Source organism: Flavimobilis rhizosphaerae (genome assembly GCF_014852685.1).
GTDB classification, from domain to species: domain Bacteria; phylum Actinomycetota; class Actinomycetes; order Actinomycetales; family Cellulomonadaceae; genus Flavimobilis; species Flavimobilis rhizosphaerae.
Genome location: NZ_JACZDF010000001.1, coordinates 1 through 25309 on the forward strand (window position 1 = coordinate 1; position 25309 = coordinate 25309).

The 25309-nt window shown below is 72.8% G+C and carries 21 protein-coding genes and 1 tRNA gene; 11 read left to right on the forward strand and 11 right to left on the reverse strand.

Features of this window, described 5'->3' with window-relative positions; all coding sequences use genetic code 11:
- Positions 1 to 220: 220 nt before the first annotated feature.
- Both IGS67_RS00005 and IGS67_RS00010 read left to right on the forward strand, forming a co-directional pair.
- Positions 221 to 439 (forward strand): DUF6458 family protein, encoded by a 219-nt coding sequence (locus IGS67_RS00005; RefSeq protein ID WP_192276461.1) that lies wholly within the window; start codon positions 221 to 223, stop codon positions 437 to 439.
- 117 nt (positions 440 to 556) lie between these two features.
- Positions 557 to 2602: a cytochrome c oxidase assembly protein gene (locus IGS67_RS00010; protein WP_192276464.1), complete on the forward strand. Its 2046-nt coding sequence runs from the start codon at positions 557 to 559 to the stop codon at positions 2600 to 2602.
- 66 nt (positions 2603 to 2668) lie between these two features.
- On the opposite strand, the gene IGS67_RS14090 is transcribed toward IGS67_RS00010, so the two are convergent.
- The 6 genes from IGS67_RS14090 to IGS67_RS00035 all read right to left on the reverse strand — a co-directional run bounded on the left by IGS67_RS14090 (position 2669) and on the right by IGS67_RS00035 (position 7731).
- A complete protein-coding gene (locus IGS67_RS14090) occupies positions 2669 to 2800 on the reverse strand; it encodes a hypothetical protein (protein WP_268888735.1) in 132 nt (43 codons plus the stop codon).
- Between the two features lie 269 nt (positions 2801 to 3069).
- On the reverse strand, positions 3070 to 3966 hold the full coding sequence (locus IGS67_RS00015) for a heme ABC transporter ATP-binding protein (protein ID WP_328741198.1): 897 nt from the start codon (positions 3964 to 3966) through the stop codon (positions 3070 to 3072).
- Entirely contained in the window at positions 3963 to 5036 is a 1074-nt protein-coding gene (locus IGS67_RS00020; protein ID WP_192276467.1) for a FecCD family ABC transporter permease, read from the reverse strand. Before IGS67_RS00020 ends, IGS67_RS00015 begins: the two co-directional genes overlap by 4 nt.
- Positions 5033 to 6055, reverse strand: a complete 1023-nt coding sequence (locus tag IGS67_RS00025; RefSeq protein ID WP_192276470.1) for a heme/hemin ABC transporter substrate-binding protein — start codon at positions 6053 to 6055, stop codon at positions 5033 to 5035. The genes IGS67_RS00020 and IGS67_RS00025 overlap by 4 nt, the downstream gene beginning before the upstream one ends.
- Complete coding sequence (locus IGS67_RS00030) at positions 6052 to 6909, reverse strand: hypothetical protein (protein ID WP_192276473.1); 858 nt, start codon at positions 6907 to 6909, stop codon at positions 6052 to 6054. Before IGS67_RS00030 ends, IGS67_RS00025 begins: the two co-directional genes overlap by 4 nt.
- A 120-nt stretch (positions 6910 to 7029) precedes the next feature.
- Positions 7030 to 7731 carry a biliverdin-producing heme oxygenase gene (locus IGS67_RS00035; RefSeq protein ID WP_328741201.1) on the reverse strand — a complete coding sequence of 234 codons (702 nt, stop codon included), beginning with the start codon at positions 7729 to 7731 and terminating at the stop codon, positions 7030 to 7032.
- Positions 7732 to 7892: 161 nt separating this feature from the next.
- Here IGS67_RS00035 and IGS67_RS00040 point away from each other — a divergent pair, with 161 nt between their 5' ends.
- Positions 7893 to 8417 (forward strand): DinB family protein, encoded by a 525-nt coding sequence (locus tag IGS67_RS00040; protein ID WP_192276476.1) that lies wholly within the window; start codon positions 7893 to 7895, stop codon positions 8415 to 8417.
- A 91-nt stretch (positions 8418 to 8508) separates the two neighbouring features.
- On the opposite strand, the gene IGS67_RS00045 is transcribed toward IGS67_RS00040, so the two are convergent.
- Positions 8509 to 9117 carry a TetR/AcrR family transcriptional regulator gene (locus IGS67_RS00045; protein WP_192276479.1) on the reverse strand — a complete coding sequence of 203 codons (609 nt, stop codon included), beginning with the start codon at positions 9115 to 9117 and terminating at the stop codon, positions 8509 to 8511.
- A gap of 538 nt (positions 9118 to 9655) precedes the next feature.
- Between IGS67_RS00045 and IGS67_RS00050 the strand changes: the two genes are divergently transcribed.
- Entirely contained in the window at positions 9656 to 10795 is a 1140-nt protein-coding gene (locus IGS67_RS00050) for an acyltransferase family protein (protein ID WP_192276482.1), read from the forward strand.
- Positions 10796 to 10980: 185 nt separating this feature from the next.
- On the opposite strand, the gene IGS67_RS00055 is transcribed toward IGS67_RS00050, so the two are convergent.
- Positions 10981 to 11478 carry a DUF4395 domain-containing protein gene (locus tag IGS67_RS00055; protein ID WP_192276486.1) on the reverse strand — a complete coding sequence of 166 codons (498 nt, stop codon included), beginning with the start codon at positions 11476 to 11478 and terminating at the stop codon, positions 10981 to 10983.
- A gap of 494 nt (positions 11479 to 11972) precedes the next feature.
- Between IGS67_RS00055 and IGS67_RS00060 the strand changes: the two genes are divergently transcribed.
- Positions 11973 to 12581: a class I SAM-dependent methyltransferase gene (locus IGS67_RS00060; RefSeq protein ID WP_407925792.1), complete on the forward strand. Its 609-nt coding sequence runs from the start codon at positions 11973 to 11975 to the stop codon at positions 12579 to 12581.
- A gap of 148 nt (positions 12582 to 12729) precedes the next feature.
- On the opposite strand, the gene IGS67_RS00065 is transcribed toward IGS67_RS00060, so the two are convergent.
- The 3 genes from IGS67_RS00065 to IGS67_RS00075 form a co-directional block, all read right to left on the reverse strand.
- Positions 12730 to 12800: transfer RNA gene (locus IGS67_RS00065), tRNA-Gly, on the reverse strand.
- Between the two features lie 77 nt (positions 12801 to 12877).
- The gene (locus IGS67_RS00070) at positions 12878 to 13954 is read right to left on the reverse strand and encodes an aldose epimerase family protein (RefSeq protein ID WP_328741206.1); all 1077 of its coding nucleotides are present in this window, start codon (positions 13952 to 13954) and stop codon (positions 12878 to 12880) included.
- A 10-nt stretch (positions 13955 to 13964) separates the two neighbouring features.
- On the reverse strand, positions 13965 to 16454 hold the full coding sequence (locus IGS67_RS00075; RefSeq protein WP_192276492.1) for a GH36-type glycosyl hydrolase domain-containing protein: 2490 nt from the start codon (positions 16452 to 16454) through the stop codon (positions 13965 to 13967).
- A 149-nt stretch (positions 16455 to 16603) separates the two neighbouring features.
- Here IGS67_RS00075 and dcd point away from each other — a divergent pair, with 149 nt between their 5' ends.
- From dcd to IGS67_RS00105, 6 genes are all read left to right on the forward strand, one after another.
- Entirely contained in the window at positions 16604 to 17179 is a 576-nt protein-coding gene (gene dcd, locus IGS67_RS00080; RefSeq protein WP_192276495.1) for a dCTP deaminase, read from the forward strand.
- A 2-nt stretch (positions 17180 to 17181) separates the two neighbouring features.
- Positions 17182 to 18249: a hypothetical protein gene (locus IGS67_RS00085; RefSeq protein WP_192276498.1), complete on the forward strand. Its 1068-nt coding sequence runs from the start codon at positions 17182 to 17184 to the stop codon at positions 18247 to 18249.
- Between the two features lie 106 nt (positions 18250 to 18355).
- Positions 18356 to 18517 carry a matrixin family metalloprotease gene (locus IGS67_RS00090; RefSeq protein WP_192276501.1) on the forward strand — a complete coding sequence of 54 codons (162 nt, stop codon included), beginning with the start codon at positions 18356 to 18358 and terminating at the stop codon, positions 18515 to 18517.
- Between the two features lie 229 nt (positions 18518 to 18746).
- Positions 18747 to 19106, forward strand: coding sequence for a hypothetical protein (locus IGS67_RS00095; RefSeq protein ID WP_192276504.1), 360 nt, complete (start codon positions 18747 to 18749; stop codon positions 19104 to 19106).
- The gene (locus tag IGS67_RS00100; protein WP_192276507.1) at positions 19103 to 21928 is read left to right on the forward strand and encodes a vWA domain-containing protein; all 2826 of its coding nucleotides are present in this window, start codon (positions 19103 to 19105) and stop codon (positions 21926 to 21928) included. Before IGS67_RS00095 ends, IGS67_RS00100 begins: the two co-directional genes overlap by 4 nt.
- Before the next feature lie 24 nt (positions 21929 to 21952).
- The gene (locus tag IGS67_RS00105; RefSeq protein ID WP_192276511.1) at positions 21953 to 25309 is read left to right on the forward strand and encodes a tubulin-like doman-containing protein; all 3357 of its coding nucleotides are present in this window, start codon (positions 21953 to 21955) and stop codon (positions 25307 to 25309) included.

Here is a 25309-nt window from a genome sequence, read left to right on the forward strand (position 1 = left end):
TGGGAGAGTAGGACGCTGCCGGACATTCTTTCGCGAAGGCCCACCCCGTTGAGGGGTGGGCCTTCGTCGTTGCCGGACCGGCTCTTCCGGAGCCGCGCTCCCCGGGTCGGGGGGTGAGCCCACCTAGGTCGCTGAACCTCTTCACCCCTCTCCCGACGTGCGAGAACGCACCGAACGGGTGACGATGGTCCCTCCAGTCAGACCGACGGAAGGAACGACCATGAAGTACGGCACAGGAATCTTCCTCCTCGTGATCGGTGCCATCCTCGCCTTCGCCGTCGCCGACCGCATCGAGGGCGTCGACCTCGTGATGATCGGCTACATCTGCATGGGCGCAGGAGTGCTCGCCCTCATCATCGGCGCGATCGCCGGAGCGCAGCGTTCCAACACCTCGCACCACGAGATCGTCGAGCACCGCGAGGACCCCCCGCGCGTCTGAGCCACCCCACGCACGGGCCCCCTGCGCCGACGCGCAGGGGGCCCGTCGTGCCTCAAGCCTCGGAGGTACCGCGGCTGGCGGCCTCGTACCAGACGCTGCGCGCCTAGGATGGGCCTCATGACTGCCCCTGCCGTCCCGGCCGCACCCACGCCAGACGTCACGGGCACAGGGGTCCGCAGCTACCGCGCCGCGGTCCTCGCCGGCACCGTCCTCGTCGGCATCGCCGCCGCCATCATCGCGGGCCTCACCACCGGAATCTTCGACCCGGCAGTCATCTCTGACCCCGGCCCGCTCGTGAGGTGGGCGCTCCCGCTCATCGGGGTGCTGCGCGACCTCGCGACGTCCGTGACGGTGGGGGCACTCCTCCTCGTGACGTTCCTGCTCCCCTCGGGACGTGACCGCGACCGCGCTCTCGCCGCCGCCGGGGCGGCCGCAGGTGCGTGGACGCTCCTCGCCATCGCCGACGTCATCACGACATTCGCAGACGTCCTCGGCGCGCGGAGCGGCGACGCCGACTTCGGTGCGCAGCTCGCCGAGTTCGTGCTCCAGGTTCCCCTCGGGCGCACCCAGCTCGCGATGGCCGTCATCGCTGCGGGCGTCACGGTGCTCGCGCTCCTCGTGCGCACACCCACCGGCTCAGCGTGGTGCCTCGCCCTCGTCATCGGCGCGCTGTCCCTTCGGTCCCTCACGGGTCATACCGCTGGCGCGAGCGGCCACGACCTTGCCGTGTCGTCGATGATGGTGCACCTCGTCGCCGCCGCCGCCTGGACCGGAGGGATCCTCGTGCTCGTCGCCCTCCGTGCCCGGGGCGGCCTACGCGCGCCGGCGCTCGCCGACATCGTCGCGCGGTTCTCGACGCTCGCCGCCTGGTGCCTCGTTCTCGTCGCGTACTCCGGCGTGCTCTCGGCGATCGTCCGACTCGGCGCCGTCGACGACCTCGTCACGACCCGCTACGGGATCCTCATCGTCGCGAAGGGCGCCGGGCTCGGGCTTCTGGGACTGCTCGGCTGGCAGCACCGCCGGCACGTCGTCGCAAGGCTCGGGCTTGAGCAATCAGCGCAGGCGGCCGGCCAGCTCTTCTGGCGACTCATGGCCGCCGAGGCCCTCCTCCTCGGAGCCGTGGCCGGCATCGCTGGCGCCCTCACGTCGTCAGCGCCGCCTGTGCCCGACGAACCTCCCGCGACGCCGACGCCCGCCGAGCTCGTCACGGGCGAGGCCCTGCCGCCCGAGCCGACACTCGCCCGGTGGCTCACCCTCGTGCGGTGGGAGGCGATCCTGGGCGCCGCGATCATCGCTGCCGTCATCGTCTACGTCCGCTGGTACCTGAGGCTCCGCCGCCGTGGCGATGCCTGGCCCGTCGGACGGGTCGTCGCCTGGTGCGCCGGCATGGTCGTGCTCATGTGGGTGACGTCCGGCGGTGCAGCCGTCTACGGACGGATCCTCTTCTCGGGCCACATGGTCCAGCACATGACCATGGCGATGGTCGTGCCCCTGCTGCTCGTGCTGTCCGCGCCTATGACGCTCGCGCTGCGTGCGCTCCCTGCCCGGGGCGACGACTCCCGCGGGCCGCGCGAGTGGCTCCTCACGATCGTGCACTCCCGCTACGGCAGGTTCTTCGCGCACCCCGTCATCGCCGCCGTGAACTTCGCGGGGTCGATGATCATCTTCTACTACACCCCGTTGTTCGAGTGGTCGCTCACCACGCACATTGGGCACCTCGGCATGGTCGCGCACTTCACGCTCGCCGGATACTTCTTCGCCAATGCCCTCATCGGCATCGACCCCGGGCCCACCCGCCCCGGGTACCCGCTCCGGCTGCTCCTGCTGCTCGCGACCATGGCGTTCCACGCGTTCTTCGGCGTCGCGCTCATGTCAGGCACGGCGCTGCTGGTCCCGGAGTGGTTCGGGCTGCTCGGCCGCCCATGGGGGCCGCCCGCGCTCGACGACCAGCAGATCGGCGGTGGGGTCGCCTGGGGTGTCGGTGAGATCCCCACCGTGCTCCTCGCCGTCGTCGTCGCGTTCCGCTGGGCACGCGACGACGAACGCACGGCGAGACGCCGCGACCGGCGCGTCGAGAGGTCCGGCGAGGACACCGAGCTTGACGCGTACAACGCGATGCTCGCCGACCTTGCCGAGCACGACGGACCGGGGAAGCGTCGCTGACCCCGCGCCGGGACGCCGAGGGTTCGAGGCGTCGATCGCGCGCGTGGCTAGGGCCAGGGCTCTCGCTCAGGACTCCGGGACGGAGATGATCCCCTCGAGCACCTCGGCGAGGGAGGGGCCGGCGCTCGAGAAGTCGAGGGTGAGCGGGTCGGGAGCCGACGTTGACGTCGTCGTCGGATCGGACTGGGAGAGGGACACGATGGACTCCCGTGTGCACGTGGGCTGAGCTGGTGAGCGCTGCGGTGGCGCAGCTTCCACCCGACCATATCGGCAGGGATGCCGCCACGCTTGAGGTGGACGCTGGTCGGGTCCGTCCACATCTCCCCCGTCGAAGGTGGGGACGACGCTGGCGGCACGTGCACGGACGTCATCGACGGGCCCACGCAGGGTCGACGTGACGCCGACGCAGGTCGGCTCCCGTCCCTCGTGCGCCCGCGGTCTCCTCACGGCGTCGAGGCCGCGGGGTGTCAGCGTCGCGGCAGGATGATCGGAGCGCCGCCCCGCGGATGGGGGAGGACCTCAACAGGATGCTCGTAGACGGCCGACAGCCGCGCGGCGGTGAGGATCTCCTCCGGCGTGCCGTCCCCCGCGACACGGCCGTCCGCGACGATCGTCACGCGATCCGCGTACGCGGCTGCGAGACCGACGTCGTGGACGACGACGACGACCGCGCCGCCCGCCCGCGCATGATCACGGGCGAGGGCGAGCACCATCTCCTGGTGGTGCAGGTCCAGCGCCGCGGTCGGCTCGTCGAGCATGAGCAGCTGCGCGCGCTGCGCGAGGACCCGCGCGAGGGCGACGCGGGCGCGCTCGCCGCCCGAGAGCGTCGGGAACGCGCGGCCGGCGAGGTGCGTGACGTCCGTCGCCGCCATCGACGCGGCCACGACTGCGTCGTCGTCATCGGCGGCCGCGGTGCCGCGCCACGGCGCGCGGCCCATCGCGACGACCTCGTGGACGAGGAACGGGAAGCTCAACGTGACGTCCTGCGTCATGACGGCGCGACGCAGCGCGAGCTCGGTCGTCGACCACGCCGCGAGCGGCGCGCCGGCCGCCTCGACCGTGCCGCGCGTGGGCTCGAGGTCGCCCGTGAGGACGCCGAGCAGGCTCGACTTGCCCGCACCGTTGGGGCCGATGAGCGCGCGCACCTCACCCGCGCGGACCTCGACCGACACGTCGTGCAGGACCTGCACGCCGCCACGGGCGAGGTCGACGCCGCGGGCGGCGGCGAGGACCGTGCCGGCGTCCGCGCGCAGTGGCAGCCGCGCACGCCGGCGCAGGCCGCGCGCGACAGCGCCCCCTGCGCTGCGGGCGCCGGCGCTCCTAGTGCCGCGGGCGCCGGCCGCAGGGGCCGCGCCGGGCGTCACGCCCAGCCTCCCTGGGAGGCGCGCGTCCTGCGCAGGAGCCAGAAGAAGAACGGCCCGCCGACGAGCGACGTGAGCATGCCGAGCGGCAGCTCGGCGTGGGCGACCGCGGTGCGGGCGACGAGGTCCGCGACGACGAGCACGAGCGCCCCGCCGAGCGCGGACGCCGGCAGCAGCACCCGGTGCCCCGGCCCCGCAACCATACGGACGACATGCGGCACCACAAGCCCCACGAAGGCGATGATGCCCGTGAACGCGACACCCGCGGACGTCAGGAGGGCCACGAGGACGATCGCGACCTGACGCAGACGCTCGACGTCGAGACCGACGTGCCGCGCAGCGCGCTCACCGAGCGACAGCAGGTCGAGCCGACGCGCGAGCAGCCACGAGCCCACGAGCCCCGCGACGACCATGGGCGCGACGATCCCGACCGAGCGCCACGTCGCGCCGTTGAGGGAGCCGAGCTGCCAGAAGACGATCTGCTCGCGCGCCGACGGGTCGGCGACGTAGACGAGGAAGGCGAGCACGCCCGCAGCGAACGCGTTGACCGCGACGCCGGTGAGGACGAGCGTGACGACCTCCGTGCGACCGTTCGCGCGTGCGAGCGCGTAGACGACGGCCGTCGTGACGAGCCCCCCGACGAATGCGGCGCCCGCCACGGCGAGGGACCCTGTCGCGCCGAGCACGGACCCCGGCAGGACGATGACGAGGCACGCGCCGACCGCGGCTCCCGACGAGATCCCGATGACGCCCGGCTCCGCGAGCGGGTTGCCGAACACCCCCTGCATGAGGGCGCCCGCGCAGCCGAGCGCGGCACCGACGAGCAGGCCGAGGACGATGCGGGGGAACCGCGCGACCCACAGCGTCGCCTCGCCCTGCGGGTGCGCCGGCAACGGACCGGCATCGATGCCGAGCCTGTGGAGGACCGCACCGAGGACCTCGGCAGCCGTCACCGGCGTCTGCCCGGACACGGCGGAGAGCGTCGCGGCCGCGAGCAGCGCAACCACGAGCCCGCACAGCAGCACGACGCCGCGTCGGCGGCGCGCGGGCAGGACCGGGGCGGGCGCGGTCACGAGTACAGCGCCTCGGCGAGCGCAGCGACCGTGCGAGCCGTCGACGGGCCGAAGCTCAGCAGGCGCGTGTCCGGGGCATCGACGACCCGCCGGGCCGACGCCGCCGGGGTCTGTCCGATGCCGGGCATCGCGAGCAGACCGTCGACCCCGCCGACGGACTCGAGCCCCTCGGACATCGTGAGCAGCACGTCGGGCGCCGCGTTGATCATGCCCTCGCTCGTCACCGGCGTGAACGACGAGGTGAGGCCGAGAGCCGTACCGGCGTCCGTCGCGCCGACCGCCTCGACGAGGGCGTCCGCGCCCGAGCCGGGGCCGCCGAGCATGTAGACGCCCGCCGTGCCCCGCAGGTAGAGGAAGGCCACCGAGAGCGGCTCGCCCGTCGGTGCCGCCGCGCGTACCGCGTCGAGCTCGGCCTCCGTGCGTGCGACGAGCGTCTCGCCCTGCTCCGGTACGCCGAGGGCGGCCGCGACCTGCCGGACGTGGTCGTCGATCGTCGCGAGCGAACGGTCGGGGTCGAGGAAGACGACGGGGACGCCTGCCGCCCGCAGCTGGTCGAAGACCTCGGCCGGACCGATCGACGTGTCGGTGAGCACGACCGTCGGGTCGAGCGCGAGGATCGACTCGACGTTGAGGGCGTGGCTCGAGCCCGAGACGACGGGAAGGTGCGCCGCTTCCTCGAAGCCCGTCGCGATGTCGCGCCCGACGACCCGGTCGCCGAGACCGAGGGAGAAGACGATCTCGCTGAACGTGCCGTAGAGGTCGACGGCGAGGATGCGGCTCGTGTCGGTGACGGTCACGCGGACGCCGTCGGCCGACGTCACCGTCGCGGGAAGGTGCTGGCTCGTCGGTGCGGGGAGCGGCCGGACAGGGTCGGGGTCGGCGGCGATAGTGCGGGGCCCTGGCGAGGCGCCGTCGCCCGTGGCCCCGGAGGTGCCGCCGGGGGCGGCTGCGCCCGGGGCGCACGCCGTGAGCACGGCGACGGCGAGTGCCGCGAGCGCCACGAGGGGGCGGCGGCTCATGCGCCGGACCCGGTGGGCGACGCGTCGTCGGCGCCCGTGGCTCCTGTCGCGGCCGCGTCCTCCTGCGCGCGCACCGCGCGCACGCGGCGGACGGCGTACGTCGTCGCGACGGCCGCGACGAGCAGGCCGGCCGACGTGAGCAGCCAGAAGCGTGTCGTCGCACCCTCGTCGTCCGTCGACGAGGGTGCGGGGGCCGCGGGCGTGGTCGGCGTGGCCGTGGTCGACGCGGGGGAGGAGGCGTCCGTCGTGCCGCGCTCCGTCGTGCTCGGCTCCGTCGTGCTCGGCTCCGTCGTGCTCGGCTCCGTCGCCGTCGGCGCCGGGGCGCCGGCGGCGACGAACGTCAGCGGGACGCGGACGTCCGCGGACCGGTCCGTGAGTCGCGTGTGGTCGGCGAACGTCGCGAGGACGCAGCCGCGCGGGGCGGCCGCGGCGTCGGAGCAGTCGACGTTCGCGTCCGTGCCCTGCACCGTGAGCTCGAGCCCGAACGAGCCGCCGTCGCCGAACGGCGTCGCGAGGTCCTTGCCGTACGACGGCGGGTTGGAGGACACCCAGGCCGACGAGCCGCCCTCACCGCCCATGTCGACGCCGCCCAGGCACGGCGTCGGCCGCTCACCGGGGCCGTTGTCGACGCAGACGCCGACGTAGATGCCCACGGTCTCCTCGAAGCCCGCGCCCGTGACCGTCACGGTCGTGCCGGTCGGGTCGAGGTCCGTCGCCCGCGAGACCGTGAGCGTCTGCCCGTCCGTGCCCTCGCCCGTGCCGGGCACCGCGAGCGCGGCCGAGGGCAGGAGCCCGAGGAGCGCCGCCGCGACGAGCGTCGCGGGCAGGCGCAGGGCGGTGCGGACCGTGGGCATGGGGGACCTCGGGACGGTAGGAGGGAGCGGCGACGCGCGCGCATCGTCGCGAGGTTAGGCTACCCTGACCCGCCGCCATGGAGGAGTGTCGTCCGGCGTGCGGGACGTCACCCCCGCCCGTCAGTCGACGGGGTGGAGGCGGCCGAGCTCGGCGAACAGCGCGCGGTTGAGACGGAAGGCCTCCTGCGCCTCCGCGACCGCGGCCGCGCGCCCGTCCTCGTCGAGCGGGAGCGCGTCGAGCAGCGCGCGGTACTCGTCCTTGAACACCTTGGGCTTCGCGATGTCCGCGAACGTGTAGAAGCGCAGTCCCTCGTCGCCGAGCCCGTAGTGGCGCTGGAGCATGACCTTGATGACCTGACCGCCCGAGAGGTCGCCGAGGTAGCGCGTGTACGCGTGGGCGGCGTACGTCGCGAGCGATGACGCCGAGGCGAGAAGGCGCTCGACATAACGCTGCGTCGCGGGCAGGTACGTGATCTGCGAGGGCCAGTCCGCGCCGACGAGGTCGGCGAGGTCGGCCTCGATCTGCGGGGTGCGCGTGAGGATCGGCAGGACGATGCCCGCGGCGGCGCCCTCGGACGTCGCCGCGATCCGTGCGCCGGCTTCCTCGAGGGCCCGGTAGATCGCGTGCTGCTGGACCGCGAGCGACGTGTAGGCGGCGCGGCCACGCTCGCCGTAGCCGCCGCTCATGAGGGTCTCGATGTACCCCATGGTCTCGGCCTCCGTGTGCTCCTCGCGCGTGCCGACGCGCAGCAGCGCGGAGAGCGTCGCCGGCGCGGTCCCGTCGCTGACGGGAAGGGCGGGGGACTCGACGATCGTGGTCACAGAAGGCTCCAGCAGGTCTCGGTGCGCGCGGGATATGGACGCGCGTCATGACGATCTGTCACGATACCTCGCCGACTTAGGCATGCCTACCCATCGCTCAGCAGCTGGGACACGGCGTCGTGCCCGTGCCCCGCTGCCCGCGTGCGCCTAGCATCAGGACCATGAGCGACGACGCCGTGACGCCCGACGACAAGGACTGGACGTGGGTGCTCACGCGCCCCTGCGCGGAGTGCGGGTTCGACCCCGCACGGCCCGTCGAGGAGCACCTCGACGCGCTCGAGCAGCACGTGCTGCGCTGGCGCGAGGTGCTCGTGCGCACCGACGTACGCGCACGGCCCGCACCCGGCACCTGGTCACCGCTCGAGTACGCATGCCACGTCCGCGACGTCCTCGACGTCATGGCCTCCCGCGCCCTCAACATCCGCGAGGAGGACGCGCCGACGTTCCCCGGCTGGGACCAGGACGCAGCCGCGATCGAGAAGGACTACGCGGGCGACCGGCCGCTCGCCGTCGCCGACGAGATCGCCGAGCGCGCCGGATGGTTCGCGCAGGCCTACGCCGGCGTGCGCGACGACGAGTGGGAACGACGCGGACGCCGCGGCGACGGCGCCGACTTCACGCTCCGCACCCTCGCGCTCTACACCGCGCACGAGCTCGTCCACCACGCGCACGACGTGAGCGCGTAGCGCTTCCTCTCGGCGAGGAATCCGCGCTGATGGTTGCTCCGAGCAGCCATCAGCGCGGATTCCTCGCCGGGGCGCGGGTCGGCGCGGCGGGTCAGCGCGTCGGCGCGGGGATCCTCGCGCCGACGGCGCGCAGGACGAACGCCTCCGTCGCGCGGCACGCGGCCGCACGGCCCGCCTCGTCGTCGCCGAGGGAACGGCCCGAGAGGCACGAGTTCACGAGGCTCACCGTGACGTCGAGGTCCTGCTCGGGGAACTGCCCGCGGGAGATCCCCTCGACGATGATGCGGCGCAGGATCGTCTCGACGATGTCTGCATGGCCGCGGAGCTGGCGGGCGGTCGAGCGGGACACGACCGTCCGCAGCTCCGGGCCCGGAGCGAGGTGGAAGACGCGCTTGAGGCGCATGCGGGCACGGACGTAGGTGCGCATCTGCGCGACCGGGTCGTCGACGTCCTCGAGCTCGCGCTCGAGGCTCGCGACGTACTGCTCCGTCTCGTGGTTGATGAACCCGACGAGCAGCGACTCCTTGTCGGGGAAGTGGTTGTAGACCGCGGTGCGTCCGATGCCAGCGGCGGCTGCGATCTCCGCGAGCGTGATCGAGTCGAAGCCGCGCTCGTCCATGAGCGCGGCGAGCGCGGTGAAGAGCTTGTGCCTCGTCTGCTGCCGGTGCTCGGCGAGGGACCCTCCGATGATCTTGGGCATGATGACATGATGCCACCGATCGTCAGGACGATGGTCCCTCGCAGCGGTGCGACACGTCACAGGGCGTTCCCAGAGGGTGTCCACTGGCTGGACGCCTATCCACAGATGTTGTCCACAGGGTTGTGGACGGTGTGGGGATCGTGCGGCCCCGCCTGTGCACGACGCTGTGGGTGCGCTCGACGGCCGAACTACACCCGCGTGGGGTCTTGTCGACCAGGGCATGACCAGAATAAGAACAGAGGAACAAGGAACCGTCGACCACCCCGCGCCACCGTGCGCAGGACGGCCCGACGGTGACGACCCACCGGAAAACGACCCCGACGGCGCACGCCGGCCACCACCGGCGCGCACGGTCGCGACGCCGCGTCGAGGACGGTCCCGAGGGTCCGACCGCAGCACGGCGCGCCACCGCGCGCCACGCACGTCGACCGGCGCACCCGGGCAGCTGCGGCTCACCACGCTCTCCCCCGGGCCCACGCCCGGGGGAGAGCCGTGACACCACCTGACGTGACACGGCGGACGGCCCTAGTCTCGGCACGTGACCGACACCACTCCCGAAGCGCGCACGCTTCCGGCCGACACCGCCCCCGCCGACCTCGCCCGCGACCGCTTCGCCGACCTCGTGCGCTCCGTCGCGCTCGGCGCCGTCATCTGCGGCCACTGGACGATGGCAGCCGTGAGCGTCGACGCGGGCGGCGCGCTCCACGTCGGCAACGTCCTCGCCCGCGCGCGCTGGGCCTGGCCCGCCACCTGGGTGCTCGTGCTCATCGGCCTGTTCTTCCTCGTCGGCGGGTTCGCCAACGCGACGAGCCTCACGCGCGCCCGCGCCCGCGGCCTCAGCTCGCGCGCCTGGGTCGGCCGACGCCTGCGCGGGCTCTTCGGCCCCGTCGTGCCGTTCGTCGCGCTCGTGCTCGCCGTCGTCGGGATCGCCCTCCTCGTCGGAGCGCCGCGCGGCCTCACCGCGACCGTCGCCGTCGCCGTCCTCATGCCCCTGTGGTTCCTCGCCGTCTACGGCGTGCTCGTCGTCCTCGCGCCGCTCGGGCTTCGGCTCGACGCCCGCTGGGGCTGGCGCGTGTGGATCGTCATGAGCGTCGGCGCCGTCGCCGTCGACGCCGTCCGCATCGTCACCGACGTGCCCTGGTACGGCTACCTCAACTACGTCCTCGTGTGGGGGCTCGCGCAGCAGCTCGGGTTCGCGTACCGCGACGGGCGGCTCACGCGCGTCCGTGCGCCCGCGCTCGCCCTGTGGGCAGCGGCCGGCTTCGGCACGATGGCGCTGCTCGCGTCGACAGGGGAGTGGTCGTGGTCGATGGTCGGGCTGCCCGGCGACCGCTCGCCCATGAACCCGCCCTCGACCCAGGCGCTCGCGCACGTGTGGGCGCAGGTGCCGCTCGCACTCCTCGCGCGGCGCGCGCTCGCGGGACGGCTCGACGGGCCGCGCGCCGCGCCACTGCTCGACCGCGTGGCCGACGCGTCGCTGCGTGCGTTCCTCTGGCACCTGCCGCTCTACGTCGTCGTCACCGCGGTGTGGTTCGCGGCCGGCTGGCCGTTCCCCGAGCCGGCGTCGGGCCTCTGGTGGGCGACGCGGCCCCTCGTGCTCGTCGTCCTCGGCGCGCTGCTCGTCGTGCTCCTCGGGCTGCCCGCGCGGCTCCGTCGTCGTCGGGCACCTGCGGCCTGAGCGTCTCCGGCGTGCTGCGACGGGCACGCAGCGGGCGTGCGCCCGCGTGCCCGCCTCGCGCCGGCGGTCTGCATGCGGTTCTCAGGCCTGCACGCGCGTTTCAACACGCGTGCAGCACTGAGAACCGCGTGCAGGCGGCGCGTTCGGCTGCCGGTGCCCCGGCAGCCGAACGGCGAGGCGGGCCGTCAGGCCGTGGGAGCCGGCGCCGGACGGCGCAGGGAGATGTTGTTGCAGGCCTCGCAGACGTCGGCAGGGATGAGCCCCGCGCGCTGCAGGCGGCCGAAGATCCAGCAGCCCAGGCAGAAGCCGGCGAACGCCTCGAGGCTCGCTGCGACGAGCAGGAGGCCGACGAGCACCCACGCGACCGTCGGCGCGTCGAGCGCGTACGCGAGCACCGCTGCCGACGTGAGCGTCGCGCCGATGCCCTGCGCGAAGCGCTTGGGCGGGCCCGGGACCAGGCGTGCCGGGCCGAGGCGCGGCGCGACGACGCGCTGCGCGACGAAGCCGAGCAGCGAGAGGCGCGGGCCCGCGAGGACGCGACCGACGAAGCCCGCGGCCAGGATCGCGAGCGGGATCCACGACTGCGTGAGGAGCGTGACCGCGCCGAGCACGACGACACCCGCCGCGACCGTGCGCGCAGCGAGCTCGTTGACGGGGTTGGGGAAGCTGAAGAACGACGCCATGCGGGGATGGTGCGCCCTGCGGCCGTCGTTCCCGAGCGATCGGCTCCAGAATCTCGCCCCTCGGACGCGAGGGCGCTACACACCGGACGTTCCGCCCGCCCTGCAGTGGCCCGATAGCCGATCCGTGCGTGTCCGGAGCGTGGATCGGCTATCGGGCCACAGAGGTCCGCGCTCGATAGCGGATCCGGACAGGTGAGGCGCACGGATCGGCTATCGGACATCGGGCGCTGAGCTCGGAGGCACGGATCGACGCGTTCCGACCATTCGACGGGTGAACGGCATCAATCCGTCGGGGGCTCGATAGCGGATCAGGACAGGTGAAGGGGGCCGATCGGCTATCGGAACAGAGAGGGGCGGGGGAGTGGCGGGGCGCGGACGGGCGGGGCGCGGACGGGCGGGGCGCGGACGGGTGGGGCGAGGAAGGGGTGGCCCTTGGGCGGGGTCGACCCCGAGGAGCGCGTGGGACGATGGCTCGGACCCCTGAGGAGGACACCGTGACCCACCCCCGCAGCCGCTGGGAGGAGATCGTCGAGGCCAACCCCGACCACTCCACCTGGTACGTCGAGCGCTTCCGCGCCATGGCACGCGACGGCAAGGACGTCGACGGCGAGGCCCGCCTTGTCGACGCCATGCTCCCGCGCGGAGCCCGCATCCTCGACGCCGGCTGCGGGCCCGGGCGCGTCGGCAGCGCCCTCGCAGCCCGCGGGCACACGGTCGTCGGCGTCGACGTCGACCCCGTCCTCATCGCCGCCGCCGAGGAGGACCACCCCGGCCCCACGTGGCTCGTCGGCGACCTCGTCGACATGGACCTGCCCGCACGCGGCATCGCCGAGCCGTTCGACCTCGTCGTGTGCGCCGGTAACGTCATGACGTTCCTCGCCGACGGCACCCACGAGGCCGCCCTCGCCCGCATGCACGCGCACCTCGCACCCGGCGGCCGCGTCGTCGTCGGTTTCGGCACCGGCCGCGGCTACGCCGTCCAGGCCTTCCTCGCCGACGCCCGCCGCGCCGGCCTCGTGCCGGACGTGCTCCTCGCGACGTGGGACCTGCGGCCGTACCAGCCTGACAGCGACTTCGTCGTCGCGGTTCTCCGCGAGGCCTGAGGCCCCGCTCCACCGATCACGCCCCCGGCCCAGGAATCCGCGCAGATGGTTGCTGCTAGTAGCCATCTGCGCGGATTCCTGGCCCCGGGGAGTGCGTGGGCGGGCACGACGAAGGCCCCGGACCTGTGGTCCGGGGCCTTCGCGACGGAGCGGATGACGGGAATCGAACCCGCGCTGTCAGCTTGGGAAGCTGAAGTTCTACCATTGAACTACATCCGCAGGACGCCCCTGGCGGGACGTCGCACACAGATCATACCTGCAGCCGGGGCCCCGCGTGCGCCGGGCCCGTGCGTCGCTCACACCACCGGGATGCGCAGCGCGAACCGACCCGTGAGCTCCTCGCCCGGCGCGAGCACGTGGACGCCCGCGCCTGGCACCCCGGCCTCGAGCAGCGCGAACCCGCCGTTGGCGTGCGTCGCAGGCTCGACCGCGAAGTACGAGCGGCCCGGCGGCACGTAGACGACCCAGTGCCCGTAGACGTCGTCATGCTCGACGAGCACCTCGACGTCCCCGCCGTCGCGACGCGCGCCCGGGTAGACGACGCGCGCCGGCGCGCCCGGCGCCGCGACGAGGCAGTCGTCGACGAACCGTCCGCCGAGCTCGCGCGCCGCACGGAAGTCCGCACGCGACGGGATCACGCCCGCCGGTCCCGTCGCGACCGCGTCCGTGAGCGCGTACCCGCCGGTCGCCGGCAGCTCGAGCAGCGCGTCGCCCCGCCCCGGCACGAGCTCGCGCACGAGGTACGGGTGGTGTCCGAAGCCCGCAGGGAAGTCCTCGACGTCGACGTTGGCGACCGTCGTCGTCACCGCGAGCCCGTCGCCCGTGAGCGCGTACGTGAGCGTCGTCGTGAACCGCCACGGGAAACCCACGCCGACGACGGTGCGTGCGTCGAAAAGGAGCGTCACGTGCGTGCTCGACGCCTCGACGACGCTGAACGCGTACGGCAGCACCGCCCCGTGCATCGACGTGCCGTCCGCCGCCGTCCGCGGCAGCCGCCACGAGCGGCCACGGAACGTCAGGGTGCACGCCGCGACCCGGTTGGACCACGGCACGAGCGGGAAGCTCGAGCACGCCGACGGCACATGGTGGCGCGTCGGTGGCGTCGGCCGGAGCAGGTCGCGCCACACGCCGTCGACGCGCACGTGCACGAACGCGAGCGCGCCCGCCGCGCCCGGCAGGACGCCCACGTGCCACGCGTCGTCGCGGAGCTCGACGAGCGTGCCGTCGTCGGCGGCGGCGAGGACGGAGCCGCCGGTCGCGTCCGCACCGGTCGCGTCCGTCCCGGGCGCTCCCGTGCCCGACGAGGACGTGCCCGACGACGCCGCTCCCGACCGGGCCGCCGAACGCTCGGCGGCCCGGACGACGACGCTCACAGGACGACGCTCACAGGACGACGTCGACCGCGACCGACGACCCGGCCGGCGCCCACGGCACCGTCGTCCCCTCGATCTCGGTGCCGTCGACCGTGAGCCGCGGCTGCGCGCCGCGGACGCCCGAGTTCTGCACACGGATCGTGTACGTCGCTCCCCGCGCCACGCGGGTCACCGTGAACTCCGGGACGTCCGGGCCCAGGCAGGGCGCGACGACAAGGCCGTCGTGCTCCGGCCGCACGCCGAGAAGGTGCTGGGACACTGCGACGAAGTTCCACGCGGCCGTCCCGGTGAGCCACGAGTTCTTCGCCTCGCCGTGCCGCACCGCCTCTTTGCCGGCGATCATCTGCGCGTACACGTACGGCTCGAGCCGGTGGACGTCGGAGATGTCCTCGCGGTACGCGGGCGTGATCTTGCGGTAGAGGTCGAACGCCTTGTCGCCACGGCCGAGCACCGTCTCACCGATGATCACCCATGGGTTGTTGTGGCAGAAGATGCCGCCGTTCTCCTTGTACCCCGGCGGGTACGTCGAGACCTCGCCCAGGTTGACCTGGTAGCTCGTGTACGCGGGGAACTGCAGGACGTTGCCGTGCTCGGTGCCGAGCATCTCCTCGACCTTGTCGAGCGCCAGCTCGGCGCGCGAGACGCCCGCGTCCGTCGGGACGTCCGCACCGATGCCGGCCATCGTCGCGAAGCCCTGCGGCTCGATCCAGATCTTGCCCTCCGGGTCCGCGTCCGTGCCGATCGGGGTGCCGTAGTAGTCGTACGCGCGGAGGAACCACTGCCCGTCCCAGCCGTGCGCGAGTACGGCCTGCTCCATGGCGGCGACGGCCTCGCGGGCGTGCCGGGCGACGTCGTCGAGCCCCCTGCGCTCGGCGATGTCCGCGAACTCGCGCCCGTAGAGGACGAACTGGGCGGCGATGAAGACGGACTCGGCGACGCCGCCTGCCTGGTTCTCCGTCGTCTGGAACGACTCGCCGGGCTCCCACGAGAAGCAGTTGAGGTTGAGGCAGTCGTTCCAGTCGGCGCGGCCGATGAGTGGCAGGCCGTGCGGGCCGCGGTTGTCGACCGTGAAGTCGAACGAGCGCGCGAGGTGCTCGAAGAGTGGCACCTCGGTGCCGGGCTCGTTGTCGAACGGCACGGGCTCGTCGAGGATCGACCAGTCGCCTGTCTCCTTGAGGTACGCGGCGACGCCGGCGACGAGCCACATGGGGTCGTCGTTGAAGCCCGAGCCGATGTCGTTGTTCCCGCGCTTCGTCAGCGGCTGGTACTGGTGGTAGGCGGAGCCGTCGGCGAACTGCGTCGAGGCGATGTCGATGATGCGCTCACGGGCACGCTCGGGCACGAGGTGGACGAAGCCGAGGAGGTCCTGGTTGGAGTCGCGGAAACCCATGCCGCGGCCGATGCCGGTCTCGAAGTACGACGCGGAGCGGGACATGTTGAACGTCACCATGCACTGGTACTGGTTCCACACGTTGACCATGCGGTCGAGCTTCGCGTCGGTCGACGTCACGGAGTACGTCGAGAGCAGGCGTGTCCAGTAGGCCTGGAGCTCGGCGAACGACGCGTCGACCTGCTCGGTCGTCGCGAACTGCGCGAGGAGCTCGTGCGCGCGCGTCTTGTTGAGGACCTGGAGGGGCTTGATGCCGCGGGCCTCGTCGGCGGGCTCCCACTTCTCGTCGCGCGGGTTCTCGAGGTAGCCGAGGACGAACGTGTAGGTCTGCGACGCGCCGGGCGCGAGGTCGACGTCGAGCTGGTGGGAGCCGATGGGGTACCAGCCGGAGGCGAGGGAGTTGCCGGCCTTGCCGTCGCGCGGTACGGCGGCCTCGCCGAGGCCGTTGTACGCGCCGACGAACGTGTCGCGGTCGGTGTCGTAGCCCGAGGCGACGGCGTTGACGCCGTAGACGGCGTAGTGGTTGCGGCGCTCGCGGTACTCGGTGCGGTGGTAGATCGCGGTGCCCGTCGGGCTCTCGGGCTCGACCTCGACCTCGCCGATCGAGAGGTTGCGCTGGTAGTTCGTCTGGTCGTCCTGCGCGTTCCAGAGGCAGAACTCGACGAAGCTGAAGAGGGAGACGCGCTTGTGGGCGTCGGACGTGTTGGTGAGCGTGACCTTCTGGATCTCGGCGTTGACGCCGACGGGGACGAAGAAGAGGGTCTCGACGGACAGGCCGCCGCGTGCGCCGACCATGCGGGAGTAGCCGAGGCCGTGGCGGGCCTCGAAGTGCTCGAGATCGGCCTTGACGGGCATCCACGAGGGGGTCCAGACGTCGCCGTCGTCGTGGATGTAGAAGTAGCGGCCGCCCGCGTCGGCGGGGACGTTGTTGTAGCGGTAGCGGGTGAGACGGCGCATCTTCGCGTCGCGGTAGAACGAGTAGCCACCCGCCTGGTGGGAGATGAGGGAGAAGAACTCCTGGGACCCGAGGTAATTGATCCACGGGTACGGCGTGTGGGGGGTGGTGATGACGTACTCGCGGGCTTCGTCGTCGAAGTGTCCGTAGCGCATGGTTGCCTCTCGGCCTCGGGTTCAGAATGGTGTGGAAGCGCTCCCACACGGGGTTGGATCGATCATAGCCCGCAGTTCCGCGGAAAGGGAACGGGCGACCTGCGAGACATCCCGCCCACGCACCCCGCCACGCTTGTACGGTGGGAACCGTGCTGCTCTCCGACCGTGACATCCGTGCCGAGCTCGACGCGTCCAGGGTCGTCCTCGACCCCTACGACCCCTCGATGATCCAGCCGTCGAGCATCGACGTGCGCCTCGATCGCTTCTTCCGGCTCTTCGACAACCACCGGTACCCGCACATCGACCCGTCGACCGAGCAGCCCGACCTCACCCGCCTCGTCGAGACCCCGCCCGACGAGCCCTTCGTGCTCCACCCCGGCGAGTTCGTCCTCGGCGCCACGTACGAGCAGGTCACCCTGCCTGACGACATCGCGGCGCGCCTCGAGGGCAAGAGCTCCCTCGGCCGCCTCGGCCTCCTCACGCACTCGACCGCTGGCTTCATCGACCCCGGGTTCTCCGGGCACGTCACCCTCGAGCTGTCGAACGTCGCGACGCTGCCGATCATGCTGTGGCCCGGCATGAAGATCGGCCAGCTCTGCTTCTTCCGCCTCTCGACCCCCGCCGAGAACCCCTACGGCTCCGCCGTCTACGGCTCGCGCTACCAGGGTCAGCGCGGCCCGACGGCGTCCCGGTCCTGGCAGTCCTTTCACCGGAGCGAGGTCTGACTGTGTCCGCCCTGCGGCCCCTGCCCGCCGAGCCCGACGACACCCTCCACGCCGGCGCCGGGCGGCAACGACGCGTCCGGCACCTGCTCGTCCTCGGCGGCGCTGACGACGGCGGCGAGATCGCCCGCGACGACCTGCTCGACCTCGCCGACCTCGCCGCGTGCCGCTTCCCGTCAGCCACGCTCACGACCGGGCCCGGCCCGGTCGGCGACGTCACGCCCGGCGTCCTCACGCTCTCCCGCCACACGACCGTCGTCGGCCCCTACGGGCCCGGCGCCGGCCTGCGTGCCCCGTCGACCGCGCACGTCGTCGACGTGCTCGTGCCGCGCGAGCGCGGCGAGCGTGCGCTCGCCGGCTCGGGCGACCCCGACGGACTCTCCCGCGTCTTCGACGCAGGGCTCCCCGTCCACGAGGAGGCACGCGTCGTCGCGTGGCTCCTCGACGTCGCCCGACGGCTCCACGGCACCCTCGTCCTCGCGACCGACGCCGGACCTGCGACCCTCACGCCCGACCCTGACGCGCACGTCGACCTCACCGTCCACTCCGACGTCTGGCTCGACCCCGAGGCCGCGCTCGCAACCCTGCGCGCGCTCGACGCCCGCGTCGTCTACGCACCCGACGGCACGGACTGGGACGGGCCACCGGAGACGCTGCGCATCCAGGGCCCCGCGATCTCCGTCCTCGACGACGCGGCGCGCGCCGCGCTGCACGACGAGGCCGACGCGTTCGACATCCACACCCTGACGACGCCCGAGCAGCGCACCGGGTACGCCCTCCACCTCGACCTCGGCGACGACGGGCTCGTCGCCGTCGAGATCGGCGGCGAGGAGCACCCCCCGCTCTCCGTGAGCCGCCACGCATGGGCGTCCGCCGGCACGATCGCCTACAGGGTCCGCTGGTTCCCGCTCGACGACCTCGAGCTCCTCGAGGAGAACCCCGCTCCGGGCCACCGCATAGCGCGCACGCGGGCCGCCGAGCGCATGGGGCAGCTCGCGCGCACGCTGCACGCGGCCGTCGGCGGCGTCGTCACCGACGCAGCAGACCTGCCGGTGCACCCGGAAGACCTCTAGGCGGGTGCCTGCCGCGCCTGGACCCCGGCGACGCGACGGCGACGAGCGCAGCCGGCTCGCGCAGTAGATCGCGGAATGCCCCGAGGGGGAGCACGCCGCCTACCTCGTGGTGCTCCACGAGCTCGCGCACGTCCTCGGGCTCGGCCACGTCGACGCCGCCGACCAGGTCATGGCGCCCGACCTCGACGACAGTCTTCCCGACCTTGGTGCAGGCGACCTCACGGGCCTCGCACGACTCGGACAAGGGGCGTGCCTCCCAGAACGGTGAGCCTCGGCCAAGACCCCGAGCACGGCACTCAGCCCCTCAAGAGAGGGCTCGCACGTGCCGAGTAACTAGATGTGTACGACCGACGGGTGAGAATGTCATCCGTGGCGGGTGTGGCCCGCGGCCGGTATTCAGGGTGCCGGACCGTGAGCCCTTCCCCGCGGTGCGAACCGTGGGACCCGCAGAGGTGGAACACCGAAGTTCACATTGCGCGCCCAGGGAACGAGATGCGATGACCGCCTTCAAGACGCCGGCTCCGGCGACCGTCCGCGCGGTCGCCGTCCGGCCGCCGCTGTGGCCCGCGATCGGCGCCATCCTGCTCCTTCTCGTCTCCGTCGCCGCGATCGTCGTCGACCTCCTCTCCCCGGCGCTCGCCCCCGCCGTCCTGCCCGCCGTCGGCTACCTCACCGGCTCGATCGGCGTCTCCGTCCTCGTCGTCGTGCACCGCACGCTCATGCAGCGCGCACAGCAGAACCGCATGTTCGAGCCACGCCGCTACCTTCCAGGCCTCGTCGGGATCGTGCTCACGGCCGGCCTGCTCGCGGGCAGCGTCAACGCCTTCCTCCTCGCGACCGAGCTGGCCAAGGGATGAGGGCCTCGTCGCGGCTCGCAGCCGTCGCGCTCGCCGCAGCGCTCGTCCTCGCCCCCGTCGCCGCACCCGCGTCAGCCCAGGAGCTCTCGGAGCCCGGCGAGCTCGCGATGGCGCAGATCGCCGGCTGCGCCGCGAGCTCCGACAACCTCCTCGTGTCCGTCGTCGTCGACGAGTCCGGGTCGCTCCGCCAGAACGACCCGAAGAACGAGCGTGTCGACGGCGTCATCTCCGCGATCGACATGCTCGCCGACCTCCGCCGGAGCACGGGCGGCGAGCTCGAGGTCGAGATGAGCCTCTCGGTCTTCGCCGAGGGCTACGAGCGACTCGTCGACTGGGCCCCGCTCGACAAGGCCAACGCCGAACGCTTCAGGTCCGTCGCCGCCGGCGACCTGCCGGGTCGCAACCGCGGCAGCTACACGGACTACCGGGCCGCGCTGCTCGGCGCGCAGAAGGACCTCGACGCGCGGGAGGCCAAGCTCGACGGCACGTCGTGCAAGACCGTCCTGTGGTTCACGGACGGGGCGCTCGACGTCGAGGGCGACATCGACGAGGCCGTCACCGACCTCTGCACCGAGCAGGGGATCGTCGACAGCCTCCGCGCCTCGCACATCTCGATCCTCGCGCTCGCCCTCTTCACCGACGCGAGCAAGATCCCCGCGAAGCAGAAGGAGCTCCTGCGCGCCGTCGCCGAGGGCTCGGGCGACGGCGTGTCGTGCGGCCAGGTGCCGATCCGCAGCGACTCCTCCGCCGGCGCGTTCTTCCACGCGAGCGACGCGAGCGCCCTGCGCCTCGCGTTCGCCGGCATCAGTGCGCTCATCGGTGGCGCGAGCCGCTCGGGCTCCTTTACGTGCCCCTCCGACGAGTGCGTCGACGGCGTCGTCACGTTCCCGGTCGACCGCGGCATCGCGGGCGCCCAGTTCATCGTCGACTCCCTCACCGACGGCACCCGGCTCGAGGTTGCCGGCCCCGACGGCAAGGCTGTGCCGCTCGAACCAGGGGAGACGACGGTGCCGGGTGGCACGCTCGACGTCGCGTCCAGGGCGGGGCTCACGACCGCGACCCTCGAGTTCGCCGACGTCGACGGTCCCCACGTGGGCGACTGGACGCTCCGGGCTCGCGACGGCGCCGGGAAGCCCGCCCGGATAGCCGCCGACCTCTTCTACGCGTGGGGCGCGGAGCTGAGCATCGACGCCCCGTCCGGGGTCGTCGTCGGCGAGGCCTCACCCCTCTCCGTGCAGGTGACGATCAACGGCCGGCCCGTCTCTGCGGACTGGTACCGCAACCTCGACGTCCGGCTCAACGCCGGCAGCGAGGCCGTGAGCCTCGTGCCCGACGGCGACGCGTTCGTCGGCGAGCTCACCCTGCCCGCGAGCGGCGCACCCTCCGAGATCGCGTTCACCGCGTCCGCGTCCGCGACGACCGACCCGTCAGGGCTGCGGCTCGCACCGTTCTCCGCGCGCACGGTCCTGCCGACGCGCCTGCCGGCCGCGTTCCCGACGCTCTCGCCGACCCGGCTCACGCTGCCCGCCATGGAGACGCGCGACGGCGTCACGGGCACGCTCACCGTGACCGGCGGCGAGGACGGCCCGGCACGGCTGTGCCTCGTCGGCACCGACCTCGTCGGCCCGCAGAACGCCGGCGCTCTCACGCTCAGCCCGTCGCAGGAGTGCCTCACCGTGGCGGCCGGCGCGACGGAGCGCTGGGACTTCACCCTCCGCACGGCGTCGCTCGCGGACGGGCTCGTCTCGGGCCAGATGCAGGTCGAGATCACCGACGAGACGACGGGCGACACGGTGACCATCGCCACCCCCGTGAGCGGTTCGATGGCCCGGCCCGTCGACGAGTCGCTGCGCTGGGGGCTCGTCGCAGGGCTCCTCGCCGCCTCGATCATCCTGCCGCTCATCCTGCTCGCGCTCGGCAACTGGGTGGTGGGTCGTTACCGGCTCACGGCCCTCACGCGCGCCGCGTCGGTGCCCGTGACCCTCACCCCGCAGGGCGTCCGGCGACGCGGCGAGGCCGTCGCGACGGGGCTCATCGACCCCGACGACCTCGAGGCCGTCGGCCTCGGCGCGAGTCGTCGACGTTCGTTCCGGGCGCGCGGCGTCGAGCTCACGCACCGGCTGCCGTGGTGGCCGCTCAAGGAGCCCAGGGCCGTCGCGACGGCGTCCGACAGCAGCATCGTCGTCTCCGGCACGGGCCGCTTCACCGACGCGTCCGGGCACGAGGCCCCCGTGACGACGGCGCTCGAGCAGTCGTGGGTCCTCCTCGTCGACCCCACGACGCTCACCGAGACCTCCGCCGAGGGCCGGCTCGTCTTCGTCGACGAGGACAAGGGTCTCCTCGAGCTCATGGACTCCCGCACCGCGCGGCTCACGACGTTCCACGGCTGGGAGACGCTCTGGGGCCGCGTCGTCGCCGCATCCGCCCACCGCGCCGCGGGGGCGGAGCGCAAGGCGGCCGCGAAGCAGGGGGCCAGCCGCGGCCCGAGGCGCGGTGCGCAGCCTGCGACCGACGCTCCCGCCCCGATGGACACCGGCGACGCCCCGCCGCCGCTCTTCGCGAGCACCGGGGCCTCGTCCGACGGCTCGCCCCCGCTCTTCTCCGACGGCCACGGCTCCGCCGGCGGTCCGCCGCCCCTGTTCTCCGACCGCACTGCCGGCACCACGTCGTCCGGGCAGCCCGGGAGCCCGGGTAGCACGCGCGGACGCGGCAGCCGCCGCGATCGCGGACGCACGGACGAGACCCCGACCCCGCCGCCGGCAGGCCCGAGCACCCCGCCGCCCGACGACGACTCCACGACCCCGCCTCCGCTGGCCTTCTAGGCCTCCGAACCAAGGAGATCCACAATGCTGCAGCCCTTCCTCCTCATCGGTGTCGGAGGTTCCGGAGGCAAGACCCTGCGCGTGGTCCGCGCCGATCTCCAGCGGCGCCTCGCCCAGGCCGGCTGGACCGGCGACCTGCCCCGCGCGTGGCAGTTCCTCCACATCGACGTCCCGACGGTCGCCGACGGCGACGAGGCGGATCTGCCCCCGCAGCTCCCCGCCGGCCAGTACCAGGGCCTCGTCGCCGAAGGGCTCGACTACCGGACGATCGACAGCGCGCTCGCGGGCGCCGGCATGACGAACATGACCCAGCTCCTCACGGGCTACCGTCCCGACCCGACGAAGGTCACCGTGTCGGTGAGCAAGGGAGCCGGGCAGTACCGCACCCTCGGCCGCATGATCACCGTCGCGAGCCTCGACAAGGTGAGCCGGGCGATCACCGGTGCGATGAAGATCCTCGACGACGCCTCGGTCGTCGACGACCTCATCCGGGTCTCCAACCTCCTCGGGAGCGACTCGCGCGCCGCCGCGCGTGCCCCCATGGCCGTCGTCGTCGCGTCGATCGCGGGCGGCTCGGGTGCGGGCGCCATCATCGACGTCTGCGATGCCCTGCGCGCGACGGGCACCACCTGGGCCAGCGACTCCGTCGGCGTCCTCTACGCCCCCGACGTCTTCAGCGACGTCCCGCCCGAGAAGACGAAGGGCGTGCGCCCCAACGCGCTCGGCTGCCTCTCGGAGATCCTCGCCGGCTACTGGAACTCCGACGGACCGTCGCCCGAGACCGTGAGCCTGCTCAAGGTCAAGGGCATCGTCACGTCCGCCGACCGGCTCGGACCCCGCTTCCCCTTCCTCGTCGGCAGCCGCAACGACTCCGTCGCCTTCGGCAGGCAGAACGACATCTACCGCGCGATGGGCCGCTCCCTCGCGTCGTGGATGACGAGCGACTCCGTCCAGAGTCAGTTCGGCGACTACATCATCGGCAACTGGCCGAACACCGCCCAGAACGTCCCCGACAAGCTGCCCCTCAAGGCGCAGGGGACCGAGACCCCGTTCTCCGCGATGGGCTCGTCGCGCGTCGGGCTCGGCCGCGACCGGTTCCGCGACTACGCCGCGCAGGCGATAGCCCGGCGCTCCGTCGAGCGTGTCCTGCGCGTCCAGGAGGAGCAGCGCGCCCCCGACGACGACCGGACACCGAAGAAGCTCATCGCCGACATCGCCGAGCAGCGCTTCGCGTACTTCCTCGACTGGGCCGAGCTCGAGGAACGCGGCACCGAGTACAACGACATCCTCGACGCGCTGCGCCCCGCAGGGCTCAAGGACGACGCGGCCGCCCTCACCGCGGAGATCCACCGCAAGATCGTCAGCGAGATCGACCCGAAGAAGGGCATCCGCCGCCAGGACGCCGCGACGCGCATCCTTTCCGAGGTCAGCGGCCGCTCGCGCGCCTTCCAGGACGGCCAGAAGCAGGCCCGTACCGACTGCGCCCGCGCCTGGATCGACCAGGTCCAGAAGCACCTCGTCACCGTCGCCTCGAGGAGCGTCGCGACCGACGGCGCACCCGTGACGGCGGAGCTGCTCGACATGGTGTGCACCGAGCTCACCCAGGTGCGCGAGGAGCTCGAGAACGAGGCGAGCCAGCACGCGCGCTACGCGTCCGACCTCAGCGTCGTCCAGAAGGGGCTCGGCACCGCCGAGCTCCTCGTACCGGACCACCCCGCGCTCGAGACCGCGACGCGACAGGTCGTCGAACAGCTCATCCACCAGGAGGAGGCCAACCTCCGCGACCTCGCCGTCGAGCTCATCCCCGACCTCGTCGCGAACTTCCTCAAGCCCCTTGCCAACGCCGTGCGCAACGTGACGCTCACGCTCGAGCAGGAAGAGCTCCCCACCGCGAACGGGCGGCCGTCGGTCATCTCGACGTGGCCGGCAGGGAACCTCGTCCCCGAGCGGCTCAAGCCCGCCGCGAACGAGTTCCTCGTCGACCCGGTCGGTGAGTTCCCGGAAGAGCTCAACACGCTCGTGACCCGCACGGTCGGAGGGTCCTCGGCCGCGGCAGCGTGGCGCACCGCGATGATGCAGGTCCTGCTCGGCTCGGTCGAGGAGGACTTCGCGGGGCAGAAGCTCCTCGTGCCGTCCGTCCCGTGGGTCCCGCGCGACCACAACCTCCACGCGACGTGGGGCTCGTCGCCGACGCGCGCCACCTTCGAGACGCGGCTCGAGGCGGCCGACATCCTCGCGCGTGCCGACGGGTGGGTCACGCAGCCCGGCACGGCGATCGGTGCGCACAACTCCCAGTCGCTCAAGGACTACCTCGACCCGGGCAAGGTCGCCCCGGACGTCCACGCGCGGCGTCTCGAGCGCTTCCGGGGCCAGTTCATCGCGGCGCTCAACACGTCGGCCCCGCTCGTCGACATCAACGCCTCCGTCCTCGCGCAGGTGCACGGCGAGACACGCCACGGGTTCGAGGTCTTCTTCACGGAGATCCCGTTCCCCCAGGGGTCCCCGGGGCGCGCGCTCGTCCAGGAGATCCTCAACGGGCGGAAGTTCGACGGCGTCGACCGCTACTTCGGAGATGGCGACGCCTCGTCGATCGACCTCTTCGCCCTGCTCAGCGCCCCGTACGAGCCCGTCGTCTTCGACTCGATCATGAAGCCGATCGCCCAGGACTGGGGCGCGAAGTTCGACACCGACCAGCGCGCCGAGTTCTGGCGCTGGCGCCGCGCTCGGCCCCTGCCCGAGTTCCTTCCCTTCGCCCCCATGGTGCGCCGGGCGATGATCCGCGGCTGGTTCACCGCCGCGGTGCTTGGCCAGCTGATGATCGACGAGTCCACCAACCGCGTCGGCGTCTTCGTCCCCACGGAGACCGGGGCCCCGGGCACGACCGTCGACTTCCCCCACCCGTTCCTCTCCGCCGACGCCCCGCAGGCGTACGACCGTCTGCCCGTCGTCCTCATCTCGGTGCTCCTCGCCATGGTCGAGGTCAACACGATGGCGAGCCTCGACCCCATGAAGCCCTACGCGCGCCTCCGGGACCTGGGCCGTAGCGGCAAGGACGGCGGCCTCGAGAACTACACGGCCGCGAACGACGAGCTCGCCGCCTGGGTGCTGCGGGCGCAGACGAGCTCCGGCGCCCCGCAGGTGCCCGCCGAGGCGGGCACGGCGGACCAGAGCGTCGAGGAGCGGAAGGCCGCGATCGAGGAGCGCCTCCTGGGGCTCGCCGAGAGCTTCCGCGGCCTCTTCGAGAGGACGGAGCAGCGGACCGACCCGTTCGACGTGCCCCAGGCCTACGAGCTGCGCGGGGACATCCTCGGTGTGCTTGACGACCTCCGCCGCGCGGTCGGGCACCTCTCGGCGCCCACCGGGCTCGGCGCCTTCCACTGA

Coding starts and splice junctions, on each gene's coding strand:
- IGS67_RS00005 (WP_192276461.1), top strand. CDS start 221: ATGAAGTACGGCACAGGAATCTTCCTCCTCGTGATCGGTGCCATCCTC.
- IGS67_RS00010 (WP_192276464.1), top strand. CDS start 557: ATGACTGCCCCTGCCGTCCCGGCCGCACCCACGCCAGACGTCACGGGC.
- IGS67_RS00025 (WP_192276470.1), bottom strand. CDS start 6,055: ATGAGCCGCCGCCCCCTCGTGGCGCTCGCGGCACTCGCCGTCGCCGTG.
- IGS67_RS00030 (WP_192276473.1), bottom strand. CDS start 6,909: ATGCCCACGGTCCGCACCGCCCTGCGCCTGCCCGCGACGCTCGTCGCG.
- IGS67_RS00040 (WP_192276476.1), top strand. CDS start 7,893: ATGAGCGACGACGCCGTGACGCCCGACGACAAGGACTGGACGTGGGTG.
- IGS67_RS00045 (WP_192276479.1), bottom strand. CDS start 9,117: ATGCCCAAGATCATCGGAGGGTCCCTCGCCGAGCACCGGCAGCAGACG.
- IGS67_RS00055 (WP_192276486.1), bottom strand. CDS start 11,478: ATGGCGTCGTTCTTCAGCTTCCCCAACCCCGTCAACGAGCTCGCTGCG.
- IGS67_RS00075 (WP_192276492.1), bottom strand. CDS start 16,454: ATGCGCTACGGACACTTCGACGACGAAGCCCGCGAGTACGTCATCACC.
- IGS67_RS00095 (WP_192276504.1), top strand. CDS start 18,747: ATGACCGCCTTCAAGACGCCGGCTCCGGCGACCGTCCGCGCGGTCGCC.
- IGS67_RS00100 (WP_192276507.1), top strand. CDS start 19,103: ATGAGGGCCTCGTCGCGGCTCGCAGCCGTCGCGCTCGCCGCAGCGCTC.
- IGS67_RS00105 (WP_192276511.1), top strand. CDS start 21,953: ATGCTGCAGCCCTTCCTCCTCATCGGTGTCGGAGGTTCCGGAGGCAAG.